A 13,216-nucleotide genomic window follows, 5' to 3' on the forward strand; every position below is an offset into this window, starting at 1 on the left:
CTGAAAGATCATTCTCCGACAGGAGTTTCATTTTCGACAAATGGATCCATAGGGGTTTCTGATCCATCACCTTCTGCATTTTCAGCCGAAGAATCATTCGATGTTGAGGTGACTTTTGCAACTATCGAGTCTTCGTCTTGCTGGCGTTTGATGGCTCTGATTTTTCCATCTGTTTCATAAAGTCTTTCGATTACTTTTTTAAGAAGTAAAAATAAAAATTCCGGACTTTCCTGACTCATTTGAACAAAAGTGGTTCGGTTGATGATTCCAAGTTTTGCGGTTTCCGAAACCACTACGATGGATGCGGCTCTTGGACTGTTATTGATAATTGCCATCTCACCAAAAAATTCACCTGGTAAGATACTTCTAAGTTTGATATGTTTCCCTTCGATTTGTTTGTAAATATCTAACTGTCCTTCAAATAAAAAGAACATTGCGCCGTTGGATGGAACTCCCTCTTTAAAGAGAACTTCTCCACGTTTGATATTGATCATACTTAGTTTTGCGAGAGATTCTTTAAGTCCCATCACTTGACTCCGTAAGATCTTTTAATCTTTGTTCTGCTTCAATCAAACGTTCTACGTAAGTTTGTAATAGAGCATAAACAAACATAGGGTTCGAATTTGCAATTCGAGTTAAATTCTGTTTGTCTAAAATTCCAAGTTGCGCACGGTCTGATTCAATAAAAACAGTCATGGCTCTTGGATGGCTTGAGATCAGGGCAATCTCTCCAAAAAATTCTCCAGTAGCGAGTTTTCTCACTTCATGGAAATTTCCTTGGTCAGGTGCTCCCATACCTACAGAAAGAGAACCACTTAAGATGAAATACATCTTCTCGTTAGACGGTTCACCTTCTCTAACTATAATTTCTCCTCGTTTGAATGTCTTTGTAGGGACAGTATTCACGAAGTCAAAGATGTTGATTTTATTGTCTTTTTTAGGAATGGACATTAAAGGCCGCGGTAAATCTCAATCAGTTCCGGTAATCTTTTTTCCTCTGCATATTCCAGAGGTGATTTTCCTGTTTTATCTTCTAACTTAGGATCTCCGCCGTTTAAAACGAAGACTCTCGCCAATTCCAAAATGGAATCACTTTTACCAGGATCAAACTGGATTGCTAGTTCGGAAAGTATAGTTTTCCCTAGTTTGTCTTGTTGGTTTAGATTCGCTCGTCTTTCCACTAGGAATAGTACTAGTTTCTTATACGATTCCGTTTGTGTATTTTCTCTGGATGATAAAAACTTTTGGATGGCTTTGTGTAAAACCGTCATCCCGTTATTGTCTGTTAGGTTAGGATCGGCACCTAAGGTAATTAGTTGTGACATGGTTTCGATTCGATTTCGATTTAAAGCAATGTGAAGTGCACTTAACCCACGTTTGTTTTTTGTATTGGGATTTACTGATTTTGTGACAAGTAGTTTGATCGTTTCATCAGCAAACTTTTGTTCCTTTTTATCAATATCCAATTTACAAACCGTTATAATTAAGTTTTCACCTTCTTCGTTTAAAGATTGGAGGTCTGCGCCAGCACTAACTAGAAGTTTAAATCCATCAGCATCCTTTCTTTCAATTGTAGCAAAAACCAAACTGGAACCATCTTTTTGTTTGTGATTCGGATTGGCTTTTTTAGACAAAAGAAATTTTGTAACATTCAAATTTTTGTTTTCTAAGGCTAAACTGAGTGCTGTTTCCCCAGTTTTTTCATTTAGTACATCGACTGGGACATTTTTTTTCAGTAACTCTTCTACAATCTTTAATCCAGATTTCCTAGATGCTAAATGAATGGGAAGGTATCCGCTTAAGTTAGGTGTTAATACATCTGCATTTTTTTGAATTAGAATTTCCGCAACAGGCCATTTCGCAGATTCAATAGATTCTTCTAAGGGGATTTTGTTTGTGGAAAGGATTTGGTTGGGATTAGCACCTGAATCCAAAACTAATTTTAATAGATTGGAATCATTTTTTTGTAACGCGAGCTCAAATAACGTTTTTCCACTTAAACTTTTGGTATCAACACCCAGACCTTTTTTTAATAATAAGCTGATGGCGGTTAGGTTCTTTTTTTCGGCTGCATAAAAAAGTAAAGATTCTCCTTCTGGAGTTTTAGAATTCACATCGGCGCCACGGTTCAGTAAAACTTCTAATCCTTGTGTGAAACCTTTTTCAATCGCAAACACAATTGGGCGAATGGACTTTGTGTCTTCTGTGTTTGGATTTGCATTCGAATCCAAACTTAAGTTTAAAAGTTTTAAGTTTTTTTGATCGATCGATACAAAAACAGCAGTCCTTCCTGTAAGGTCGGGGAGATTGATGTCGGCGCCATTCTGTAAGAGGTAAGTGATGGAGTCAGTTTTTGATTTTTCAAAGGCCAAATACAGTGGTGATTTCCTTGGATTGTTTCTGAGGTTCACATCTGCTTTGCTTTCCACGAGTAACTTTTGTACGGCGAGATTGGCTTTTAAAACGGCAACATGGAGAGCTGTATTTCCGTCCGCATCATAAGCATTCAGATCGGCTCCTTTTTCCACAATGGTTTTGATTTGGTTTGTGAATCGAGAAGTGACTACATAATGTAACAATGTTTTGCCGGATAAATCTCTTTTGTTGAGATCTGCACCATTGTTTAATAAAATCTCAAAATGTTTTGGTTTGTTTTTTTCTACTGCAAGGACTAAGAGAGTTTTTCCTGATTCATCACTGGCATTGATGTCACCACCATTTTTGATGGCTGTTTCAAACTCCTTTAAATTCCCTTTGGTTAAAATTTGTACCATATCGGGAGGAGCCGTTTCGATAGTTTCCGCAGGGTTATTTTGTGAAAAAACGCTGTTAGCAGAAATGAATAAAAGGAGAAAACTAAAAGTAAAAAGTTTATGTTTCATTTGGGTAAATAGGCATCTGGATCCAAAGCTTGTTGGTCGGGGCCTTTCCTAACTTCAAAATGTAAATGTGGACCGGTGGATTTTCCGGTATTTCCTACCTGACCAATGATATCGCCAGATCGGACACTGTCACCTTCTTTTACTTGGCGTTCATTTTGGTGAGCGTAATAGGTGAATATATTGTTTTTATGGCTTAGGATTGTGAGCATCCCATAACCACCGCTAGTTGTTATGGTTCTCCAAACTTTTCCATCACTCACTGCTTTGATGGGAGTACCGATGGAGGCTGGTAAATCGATCCCTGAATGAAAAGCACCAACTTTACCAGTAACAGGATCTACTCTAGTTCCAAAGTTGGAAGATACATAACGGTCGTTATCGACTGGAATTTGAAAGTATTTGGAAATGTCATCGTTATCTACAAGTGGGCCGCGTTCTTTGGAAACAAATCCACCAAACACCCAACCTTCCCATTCATCATTCCAAGAAACATACAACCATTTAGATCTAACACCACCGATGGTTTCTATTTCTTTTTTTGTATCAATGATTTTGATTTTTTCATCTCCCGGAATTGTGGTTACAACCGAACCATAATCATTAGGTTCGTCTCGCATTCTGAGACTTGTGGAACGAACATATCTTTTTTCTCCCGTTTTCAATTCATCGGGATTTTCTTGTGGATAGGAAATTTCTCCTGGTTGGACTTCGTAAGATACAACTTCCGATGCACTTAGATAACCACCAAACACCCAGCCATTTCCATAAGCAGAAGAAATTTGATGCCACTGCGATGTAATTCCATCAATGGTTTCTTCATTGGAACTAGATGATTCAATTTTAACTTTGAGGCCTTTGGGTAATCTTGCAACAACATAGGCATTGACATCGGGTTCTCCCCTCATATTGAGTGAACTTGCCTCCACCCACATAGTTTTTCCTTTTTTTGAATCCGAATATTGATTGTTAGGTGTTTCGGAAATTCTTCCCGTGAGAGTTGATAAATCTAAGGACAATCCATCTGTGTTTCTTGACTTAACTGCTGGTTTGTTGGAAGAAAGTAGATCTTGGGTAATGTATCCTTCTTGTTTGGACTTGGTTCGTAAAAGCACCCAATGGGGTTTTTCTGTTTTTGAGGTTACATCTTGTTTGAGAACCATCACCACTTCTACAGATTCTCCTTTTTTGACTTTTACTTTCGAACGAGAAGAAAGGCTATCAGTAGGTTCTAGTTGTAGATAAAAACTTTCGGAAGCGATGGCAGATAAGGATTTAGATTTTTTATCTTTGGCGCCGGGGTTTGCGTTATGGTCGGAAATTCCTTCTGCAGATTTTAAGTCGATAGGGGAAGATGTGATTTTGAGACCAGGAAATCGGTTTTGGATACGACCCACAAAGTCATTGTATTTTTGTAAAATTTCTTCTTGTTTCTTTTGGTTTGTTGTGACAAGGCCGGATTGCCTTTGTTTGTCTTTTTCTTCCAGATTGTTTTGAGAAAAAACGGGTAAGGAACCAAACAATAGAAAAATAGACGTGATGAGGATTCTCTGATTTTTCATAAAACAATCTAAAAAAAAACAAAGAAAACGGGAATGGTCAAGGTTTTTTGTTTAGTCTTCCTCGGGCAGAAGGGGAGTTAAAAAGTACGAAATAAATTCCAATTTTCCCCTCATGGAAGATTTTTCATAGATAGACGCTGTTTGGTTTTCTATGGTGCGGAGGCTTTTTTTTCGGACGGCGGCAATTTGTTTTTGAGAGAACCCGCGAAGTAGTAGGATGGCAATTTCTGTTTCTGCCTCGGACAATTTCCATTCTTCCATTTGGGCTTTTGCCTCTGCCCAGAATCCTAGTTCAGGATTTTTTAAGATCCTGTTGGTTCGTTTTAAGTCATGGATCTGAGATTTGGCATGAACATTTTCCACAGCCTCAGCCTTCAGTTCTTTGTAGAGAATGAAAACTACAAGAAAGGAAGAGATGGCGATAAAGGATTCTACCGTGGCAATGATAATTCGAAACCGATCAAAGTATGCTGGGTTGGTTAAGGTGAAAACCTCTTCAGCAATCCAAACAATCAGAGATAAAACATAAAATGCTAAAAAAAGAATTCTAACTTGGCGAGTCTCCATGTTTCTATCTAAACTTTGTGACTAGTCCTTGGATACGCAAGTCAGTTTCTTAGGTAGTACCCACATTTGCGGTTTTCCTCCATGGAAGGATTCTAGAATCCATGAGATCCTACTTACATGGATCGATGGGAATTGAAAATTTGGTTTCTTTATTTTGGATTTGTTCTGCTCTTTGAGGGATGTTCTTCTTCCAAAAACTATGAAACAAGGACTCAGTGTATGGATCGTTGTGTCCGCGAACAGTATGTTTGTGCCCTTGCTTTGGCACCACAATTGGACAATGCTGCAGCCACCACAGTGACATGTGTGAGTTTGTACATGATTTGTTATGAAAAATGCCCAGTGACTTCCTCAAGAAGTGGCTCTTACTCTCGTTCCAGTAGTTCTTCCTCTGGCGGAGGAAATAGTGGAGGAGGAAACTCTAGTTCAGGTTCAGGGAGTGGTTCAAGCTCTTCTTCTGGCGGAGGAAATTAAATTAAGATCCCGTTTGTCTGTAGATGATCTTTGCACCAATCTGCAAATTTTTATATAAGTCGAGAAAAATCTGGTTGGGAACCATTCCTTCGGCATCTCTTGAAAATTCAGGACGCAATCGTTTTAAAAAATACATCCCCAGTTCACCTTTGTTTTTAGCTTTTACTTTTCCCCTATACTCGCATTCAAAAAATCGTTTTACCTTATCATATGTAGTTTCTGAAAGATTGATTTCACCAGCATCTCCCGAACTTTCCATACGACTGGCGGTGTTCACAGTATCTCCCCAAACATCATATGCAAATTTTGTTTTTCCGACAACTCCCGCAACAACTGGACCTGTATGAATCCCAATTCGAATCTCCCAAAATTCCTGACCTAACATTTGTTTGAAGGAGCGGATTTGTGTCATAAAGGCTTTGATTTCCATAGCAAAAAGACAGGCGTCTACGGGATGTGTGAAATTCCCCTGAGGGATGCCTCCCGCTGCCATATAGGAATCACCAATGGTTTTTAATTTTTCGAAATTGTGACGAATCGAGATATCATCAAACTGAGAAAAACATCCATCCAATTGTTCGATAAGATCTTCTGGAGAAAGAGACTCTGCAGCTTTTGTAAAATTTTTAAAATCAGTAAATAGAATGCTGACGGACTCATATTCCATGGGAACCACTTCTCCACGTTCAATGAGTTCATCTGCTAAATCACCAGGAAGGATGTTCCGAATGAAATGGAGGGTTTTTTCTCGCTCCTTTTCTAAGTCTCGCCTAAGGTTTGCGTTGTGAATTGCACCCGCTACCTGTTCACAAAAAGATGTGATTTCTGAAAATTCATCCTTTGTCCAGTCCTGTTCTCTTGTGAGCCTTGTGACACAAATGATTCCGATGGTTTGCCCTTGCACTACCAGTGGGATTTGTCCAAAAAGTTCTAATTTAAAACTTTCTACAATCGAAGTATCAATCGTTGAGAGTTGTTTCCATCTAATTGATTTTTTTAAATAAACTGGCTTTTGTTTTTCATACGTTCTGTAGAGTGAACCAATGTTTGGTGAAAGGACTGGCCGAAAGGTTCGAAGGAAATTACTTACCAGCAGTCCTTTGTTGAAAACTTCTGCACCTTCCATGAGTGGTACCAAAGTATTGGTTTTGGGATCTACGAGAAGGATAAACCCTAATTCCACTCGGTGATTGATTTTGAGATAAGTAAATACTTCTCTTGTAATATCTTCGATTTGGGAAAAAGAGTTAATTTTTCTATTGAAACGGTGTAGGTTTTCTAATTTTAACCTGTTTGTTTCTATGTTTTCTTTTTCTTTTTGGATGGTGATATTTCCTTGTTTGAGTTCATCCAAAAGGTATCCGGTTTCGATGGTTCCTGCAATATAATCAGCAATGATTTTGATTTGATTGAGTTGTTGTTCCGTGAGTTCAAAAATTCCAGAATAATCTAACAAATCCAAGGTGCCAATAAATTTGTTACGTAAATAAAGAGGTACAATCAAAAGGGATTTTAAATTGGCTGATTGTTTGTTGGCAAGTTCCACACCTTCTGTTTTGTAAGATTCAAAATCTTGGATGTAAAAACTTCTTTTTCTTTTTCTCACATAAGCATGTGCATACATGGTAACGTAAGAATCTGAAACGGGAATTTGCCTCCCCATAATTTCTTCTTTTGCTTTGGCAGTGAGTTCTTCAGGGAAATTACTGTGAAAAAATTCTAAGGTTTCTAGATCTTGTTTATAAACATACAAAAGATAATGAGGGACTTTGAATTTTTCCCGAATGTATCGACCTAAAATTTTCAAGATTTCTTTTAAGTCGGAAGCAGAATTGATTTCTCGAAGCAGTCCATCCAAATCAGAAAGTTGGCTATAGGAATCGACTAGTTTGTCAGAAAAATCTTCAGAGATGGATTTTGTGCTGACTAGTTCCTTTTCTTTTTGGATGATTTCTTCCTTTAATACACCAACTTCATCTAACAAGTTAGAGATAATTTTTTCCTTATCTTCTTTTTGTTTGTATAAAGAAAACATTCCGTAAAGAATTCCTACAAAAAGAATCGCGATGGCAAAAAGTCCGTAAATCATTTGATTAGAATTTTTGCTCCCCGTTTTTGTTGGGTGTATAACCTTCCAAATTTTTCATTCGGCGTCGATCCTGTATCATCCGACAAATCCGGTTTTAAGGACAACAATTCATAAATAGGGAACTGATCTCCTTCATAGGTATTGATTTGGCGTTGGTTGTCGATATGGAACAGTCGTTTTACCTTTTCCATTGTTTCTTGTGAGATATTGATAGGAACACCCACACCACCACGTCGAATGGCTTGCGTTTGTGTGACTGTTTTTCCCCATACATCATAATTAAACTTAGATTTTCCGATCACACCAGCAACCACTGGACCTGAGTGGATGGCAATTGTGATCCCATTCGGTCGGAAGGGAATGTCTTTAAAGTCTTCTATCATTCGATTGACTTCGTCTTTGATCTGTAAGGCGGCAAGGCAAGCATCTACTGCGTGAGTAAAGTTTCCTACAGGAAGTCCACCGGCTGCAAGATACATATCTCCTGTCATACGAAGTTTTTCCATTCCTTGTGCTTTGATGATTTCGTCAAAACGAGAGAAATATAAATCCAAGCCTTCGATGAGTTCTTCTGGTGTGAGTTGGCCCGTAATTTGTGAAAACCCTGGAAAACTAGTCATTAGTAAGGTAACGTTTTCAAATTCAACCGGATTCACTCGGCCTTTTTTTTGTAATTCTTCGGCTACGTTTTTAGGAAGGATGTTGAGTAAAAGAGAATCCGATCTTAGTTTTTCCTCTTCGATTTTTTTAAGTAAAAAGTGGTTGTTGATCGCACTGGCAATATGTTCTGAAACACCGACAATGGAATCCACTTCGTCGGTACTCAATTGGATGTTTTCATCACTAATTCCATAAACTGCCATGGCCACAACTTCGTCATTATTCACAAGTGGTGAAATCAGAAATCCTTTCATACCTGATTTTTCTGTGATTTGTTTGTCGATTGCAAATGGCATGGACTTCGGAACATGTTTCATATAAAAATGACGTTTTCTTTGGTAACATTTGTATACAAATCCACTTTCTTCTCTAAGAGGAAAACGAAGTGATTTGAAATAGTTTATATTATCATCAATTAACAGATCAAATCCAGAATGGTTTAAATATCTGAATTCATTGTATTCTTTATCTAGAAAATAGAGAACACAATGTTCGATTTTATAGTTTTTGCGGATAAATCCAAATATTTCTGCGAGAATGTTTTCTAAGTTGTTTTGCGAGTTTACAGTTTTTGCAAACTCATTCATTTTTTGAATTTCTGCTTTTGCTTGTTCTGATTTTTTGCGTTCGGCTTCTGTAATTTGTAATAATAAAGAGTTTTGGATGGCTCCCGCAATTTGGTCACAAAAACCGGCAATCCTTCTTAAAACTTCGCGTGTGACTTCCATTGGTTTTTGATAGGAAGTGAAATACGCCATACCAATCACTTCGTTTTGAACCACAAGAGGAACCGCCACAAAGGAAGTAAGGCTGAGTTTTGTGAAAATTTGTTCGTCTAACTCGGATTCGTATTTTTTAGGTGGTTTGGGAACAAACAATGCTCTTTTTCGTGCATACGTTTTGTAAATGATTCCACCTTTTTCGTTTAGGGGAACTCTGAAAGATTTTGCATATAGCAGTTGTTCTTCGGTTGCATAAGGAGGAATGGTTGTATTGTAAGTGTAAAGTTCTTTTTTCTTTGGATCTATGAGTTGCAGGAGAGTGGCTTCAATTTCAAAAGTTTTTAAAATATAGTTAAACATCTCTTCGATGATTTGTGAGAGGCTTGACTCTGAATTGATTTTTTTGGTAAATTCGTTGAGTTTGACTACTTCGTTTTTTGCATTCTCCATTTGCATCCTTGCATTTTCTGCTATGAACTTTTCTCGGTTCATTTCTTCCACAAGGATGGAGTTTGTGACTGCAGTTGCGATGTTTTCAGCTGTATTTTCCACTAACTGGAGTTGGGATCTGGAAAAACTTGTACCTTTTTGTGCGCTAAAAATGGCTAACATGGCAATGACTTTCCCTTGGGAACTGAGAGGGATGATCATACCAGGATGTTTTCCAATCAACTGAACAAACTTTTGGTTGGATTCGTTGAGCCGCGATTCCCAAACTTTTGCAAAACGGAAAGGTCTGTTCCTTTTATAAACATGATAAAATAAACCCGCAGTAGGATCGAGTGGGAAACTCATCCCTTGTAATTTAGATTCTAATGTCATACCAGAGTTAGGTGATACAACGGATTTGTGATATATGAGTTTGGAATTTTCGGAATCAACGAGTAACAAAATCATCGAGTCGCAAAAAACTTCATCATTCAAATAATCAAAAGCTTTTTTGAGAATACTATCTAGTTCGAGGGAAGTGTTGAGTGTTTTAGCAAATTCGTTCAGACGTTCAATATTTGCTTTTGAACTTTCTAATTCTTGAGTTCTTTCTACAACAATGTCTTCTAATCCTTCTTTGAGGATATTTAGTTCTTTGTTGGAAACTTCTAATCGTTCTTTTAGTTTTTCAATGGAAAGGTAGGCCCTTGTGAATCCATAGGAAAGGATATAACCTTGGAACAAAATAAAACCTAAAAACCCAAATGGGGTTAAGTTCATTGTATTGATGACATTATTTTGGTAAAGGATGTCATGAACCACAGTTCCAAATACAAAACTAAATCCAATGAGGGATAAACCAGCCCCAACCGTATCAGAACGATACGCCATGATGATGGCGATTGTGATTCGAACACAGACAGAGATGAGAAATAGTTGGAAAAAGTGAATTTTGGCACTGAAAACGGCAACCGGTAAAAATAACGATATTAGAAACGGTGTGATGAGGATGTATAACACCCACATAGTCCTTTGGCCCACTGTGTTTGGAAAAACCAACCGGTAAAAGTAAGCAAAAACAATTGTTGCAATATAGATGGTTGCAAATTCTAAACGAATGAGAAAGTCCATCGGCATATCGGGAAATATGCTAAGAATATTCCTTTCGCCGATTGTAAGAAGCCGCATAACGATGAGTAAACTAAATAATGAGATAAAAAGACTGGCTTTGTCCTGCCTTCGCATCACAAATAGTCCCAAGTGATACAATGCCCAAAGGAAAATACTTCCTGCTAGAAAGGAAGTTGTTTGGTAACTGCGATTGACCTTGTCGTATAACATTCGTCTTTCGCCAATTTCCATACTTTCCCAAAATCCACCCTTGGAATAATGGAAGTTGGATATTTCGTAAACAATTTCGGTTTCACCAGAGATTGGTTCTAAATCCATTAACACTGATTTATACGATGGTTCAAAATAGTTTGGATTGATTCCGAAACTACCTTGTTCCACGATTAGTTTGCCATTGATGTACAACCTGTATGCTGAAGACAAGTCGAGGTTATGAAAGGCCAGAGCTGGTGTGTTTGGTGGGAAAAAAACTTTTAACTTATATGTCGCATAACCAAATCCATCTAGGGTTTCACCAAACCAATCGACTCCTTTCCAATTGGAAGGAACAGTTTGGTAGATGTATTTTGGTTCTTTGCCAAATTCGGAATCAATTTGTATGCTAGTGTTTGTTTGTTTCCAATAAAATTCCCATTCTCCATCTAGGGTGATGTTTCCATCTTTATTGAAGTCCCATGAAGACAAGTCCATCTTTCCTTCTTTTGCGATTGGTTTGTTGCGATTGACTTCCTTACAATGAGACAATCCAAAGAACAGGCCGAATAGGAATAACAAAAAGACTCTTTTCTTCATAGGTAGGCTACTAAGGTTAAGAACTAGCGATGGAAAAGAAAAGGAAAATTCAAGAATAACTGACTTTTATTTGAGAAGGAGAAAAATGTTTTTCCAATGCTCCTGACATAAGATTGATAATTTCTTCCGTTTCTAATTTCGAATAAGAAACGATTTTATCTTTTTTTTCAAAATCATGAAATAAAATGGAAGAGTCCTTTCTGAGATCAGTCATCCTCTTCAAAAAATCAACATTCATCCGAAATCCACCAATACTAATGTCAAGAATGCCTTCCATGTTTAGTTCTTTCCCTAATTCGTCGGCTAACGATTGGTAATGGGTTTGCCATTCGGGCACTCTGAGAATGGGATCAATACAAATTCTTACCTTCCAACCATCTTTTATGGCTTGAGTTATCGCCTTTAGCCTTGCTTGCAAAGATGGAGTTCCGTGTTCAATCGATTCGATGATGGACTGCGGGCTGATCGTCCAAGCGAGGATGACATTGGGATTCGGACTGTATTTGGAAATTTGACCGTAGTTAGTTGACTTGGTTCTGATTTCTAAACTCAAATTTAGTTCGTTAGCCGCAAATTCCAACCATGCCTTGGTGGCTGGAAAAAAGGATTCTAATGCCAAAAGGTCGGTGTCATAAGATAAAGCGAGGTATAAGGATTTATTTTTGTCCAAAAACTCTTTGGTAGCGAAAAAAAAATCTTCCCAATTGACAAATAACACGAGATTGGCGGAAGGAAACATCCCTTGTAAATAACAATATTCGCAATCGTAAATGCAGTTGAGGGCCAACGTGTTGTAATAAAAATGCGGATGAGAGAAGTTAGGTGAAAAATCACTTCCTTTGTATAAAAATTGGTCTTTTTTTTCGGCCAAAATCAACTTGGGAGATTCTTTTTGGATTCTAAAGTTTTGGGAATTCCGATTGAAACTATCTTTGTAATGTCGAATTGGGATAGGAATGGCATTGGGAAATCGATTTAGAATTTCCTTGGTACGAAAATGATCTTTGATATTATCTTCAATGTAGATATGAGAAAACGACTTAAACATGAAGGGAATGCCTCCACTTGTCGAAGTAGTTTTTGAGATCGGTTTTGGATTTTAAATTGGATTTGTCAGGTTCCTCAGGAAAAGGAAGTTGCGAATGGGGATGGCGCAATCTGTAGAAACGAACTGATTTTTTTAGGTCATGTTTCATGGTCTCTGTTAGGCGTAAGTTTTGAATGAACGATTCTACTATAGGCCAATCAATTGATTCGATGGGATCTGCACTCACCCAAGGAAGAGGTGTTTTCCATTCATCGAATAGTCCTTCCATTGTTTTTGCCATCATGGTTTCCACATCTTCTGCTTTGCAAAAATTTCCTTCTAAGTGATCGGAAACCACTTTTCCCACAGCAATGTTTTCTAAAGGAAAATAAAGAGAAGCCGCTTCAAAAAATCCAGAGCCTTCCATATCCACAAGACTTATATTCTGTAATTCGTTTTCGTTTAACGATAGAAAACGATCTTTTGTATGGTCTTTGGTGACTGGTCTATCAAAAGTTTTGAGATTTGTTTCTTTTTGGAATTTTGAATTTAAAATACGATCTGGATAAAAATCCCTCTGTGAACTTACATCCGTGATTTTGTTGGCCCAGAAAAAATCACCTAATGTATGTTCGGAGTTTGTTGAACCTGCAATTCCTAAATTCCAAACCTTCATCTGGTTTCTTTCTGTTTTCGTGAAGATATGGGCAAATTCGGAAACTGCCAAAGCTATAGAAAGTTTGCCTGTTCCAGAGATAACGATATAATGATTTTCTTTTTGGAAGATCCTAAATTTTCCAGAATGGGAAATGGGTTTTGCGTCCAATTTTGTGAGCCAGGGTTTGGCCTCAGAAAGTATGGCGAAAAACAATGCAGGCATAGTC

General features: G+C 37.7%; 10 protein-coding genes. 1 reads left to right on the top strand and 9 read right to left on the bottom strand.

The genetic code is table 11. The annotated features are described in order from the left end of the window. Positions 1 to 8: 8 nt before the first annotated feature. From EHQ24_RS14360 to EHQ24_RS14380, 5 genes are read right to left on the bottom strand one after another with little or no spacing between them, the layout of a single operon-like run. Positions 9 to 527, bottom strand: a complete 519-nt coding sequence (locus EHQ24_RS14360) for a Crp/Fnr family transcriptional regulator (RefSeq protein ID WP_135602252.1) — start codon at positions 525 to 527, stop codon at positions 9 to 11. Further along, on the bottom strand, positions 517 to 951 hold the full coding sequence (locus tag EHQ24_RS14365) for a Crp/Fnr family transcriptional regulator (protein ID WP_135602253.1): 435 nt from the start codon (positions 949 to 951) through the stop codon (positions 517 to 519). The genes EHQ24_RS14360 and EHQ24_RS14365 overlap by 11 nt, the downstream gene beginning before the upstream one ends. Further along, the gene (locus EHQ24_RS14370; protein WP_135602254.1) at positions 951 to 2,882 is read right to left on the bottom strand and encodes an ankyrin repeat domain-containing protein; all 1,932 of its coding nucleotides are present in this window, start codon (positions 2,880 to 2,882) and stop codon (positions 951 to 953) included. The genes EHQ24_RS14365 and EHQ24_RS14370 overlap by 1 nt, the downstream gene beginning before the upstream one ends. Continuing rightward, positions 2,879 to 4,441 carry a peptidoglycan DD-metalloendopeptidase family protein gene (locus tag EHQ24_RS14375; protein ID WP_135602255.1) on the bottom strand — a complete coding sequence of 521 codons (1,563 nt, stop codon included), beginning with the start codon at positions 4,439 to 4,441 and terminating at the stop codon, positions 2,879 to 2,881. Before EHQ24_RS14375 ends, EHQ24_RS14370 begins: the two co-directional genes overlap by 4 nt. 51 nt (positions 4,442 to 4,492) lie before the next feature. Continuing rightward, entirely contained in the window at positions 4,493 to 5,008 is a 516-nt protein-coding gene (locus EHQ24_RS14380) for a helix-turn-helix transcriptional regulator (protein WP_135602256.1), read from the bottom strand. Between the two features lie 117 nt (positions 5,009 to 5,125). On the opposite strand from EHQ24_RS14380, the gene EHQ24_RS14385 reads away from it, so the two are divergent. Beyond that, positions 5,126 to 5,482, top strand: a complete 357-nt coding sequence (locus tag EHQ24_RS14385) for a hypothetical protein (protein ID WP_135602257.1) — start codon at positions 5,126 to 5,128, stop codon at positions 5,480 to 5,482. A 1-nt stretch (position 5,483) separates the two neighbouring features. Here the strand turns inward: EHQ24_RS14385 and EHQ24_RS14390 are convergent, their stop codons facing one another. Genes EHQ24_RS14390 through EHQ24_RS14405 form a run of 4 tightly spaced genes read right to left on the bottom strand, consistent with a single transcriptional unit; the run spans position 5,484 to position 13,212 of the window. Further along, a complete protein-coding gene (locus EHQ24_RS14390; RefSeq protein WP_135602258.1) occupies positions 5,484 to 7,571 on the bottom strand; it encodes an adenylate/guanylate cyclase domain-containing protein in 2,088 nt (695 codons plus the stop codon). Then, positions 7,568 to 11,305 carry an adenylate/guanylate cyclase domain-containing protein gene (locus EHQ24_RS14395; RefSeq protein ID WP_135602259.1) on the bottom strand — a complete coding sequence of 1,246 codons (3,738 nt, stop codon included), beginning with the start codon at positions 11,303 to 11,305 and terminating at the stop codon, positions 7,568 to 7,570. The genes EHQ24_RS14390 and EHQ24_RS14395 overlap by 4 nt, the downstream gene beginning before the upstream one ends. Before the next feature lie 49 nt (positions 11,306 to 11,354). Beyond that, complete coding sequence (locus EHQ24_RS14400) at positions 11,355 to 12,353, bottom strand: SPL family radical SAM protein (protein ID WP_135602260.1); 999 nt, start codon at positions 12,351 to 12,353, stop codon at positions 11,355 to 11,357. Further along, positions 12,346 to 13,212, bottom strand: a complete 867-nt coding sequence (locus tag EHQ24_RS14405) for a phosphorylase (RefSeq protein WP_135602261.1) — start codon at positions 13,210 to 13,212, stop codon at positions 12,346 to 12,348. Before EHQ24_RS14405 ends, EHQ24_RS14400 begins: the two co-directional genes overlap by 8 nt. Positions 13,213 to 13,216 lie beyond the last annotated feature (4 nt).

The sequence above is a fragment of the Leptospira noumeaensis genome (genome assembly GCF_004770765.1).
Classification (GTDB): domain Bacteria; phylum Spirochaetota; class Leptospiria; order Leptospirales; family Leptospiraceae; genus Leptospira_A; species Leptospira_A noumeaensis.

Coding starts and splice junctions, on each gene's coding strand:
- EHQ24_RS14360 (WP_135602252.1), bottom strand. CDS start 527: ATGGGACTTAAAGAATCTCTCGCAAAACTAAGTATGATCAATATCAAA.
- EHQ24_RS14385 (WP_135602257.1), top strand. CDS start 5,126: ATGGATCGATGGGAATTGAAAATTTGGTTTCTTTATTTTGGATTTGTT.
- EHQ24_RS14405 (WP_135602261.1), bottom strand. CDS start 13,212: ATGCCTGCATTGTTTTTCGCCATACTTTCTGAGGCCAAACCCTGGCTC.
- EHQ24_RS14370 (WP_135602254.1), bottom strand. CDS start 2,882: ATGAAACATAAACTTTTTACTTTTAGTTTTCTCCTTTTATTCATTTCT.
- EHQ24_RS14390 (WP_135602258.1), bottom strand. CDS start 7,571: ATGATTTACGGACTTTTTGCCATCGCGATTCTTTTTGTAGGAATTCTT.
- EHQ24_RS14375 (WP_135602255.1), bottom strand. CDS start 4,441: ATGAAAAATCAGAGAATCCTCATCACGTCTATTTTTCTATTGTTTGGT.
- EHQ24_RS14365 (WP_135602253.1), bottom strand. CDS start 951: ATGTCCATTCCTAAAAAAGACAATAAAATCAACATCTTTGACTTCGTG.
- EHQ24_RS14380 (WP_135602256.1), bottom strand. CDS start 5,008: ATGGAGACTCGCCAAGTTAGAATTCTTTTTTTAGCATTTTATGTTTTA.
- EHQ24_RS14395 (WP_135602259.1), bottom strand. CDS start 11,305: ATGAAGAAAAGAGTCTTTTTGTTATTCCTATTCGGCCTGTTCTTTGGA.
- EHQ24_RS14400 (WP_135602260.1), bottom strand. CDS start 12,353: ATGTTTAAGTCGTTTTCTCATATCTACATTGAAGATAATATCAAAGAT.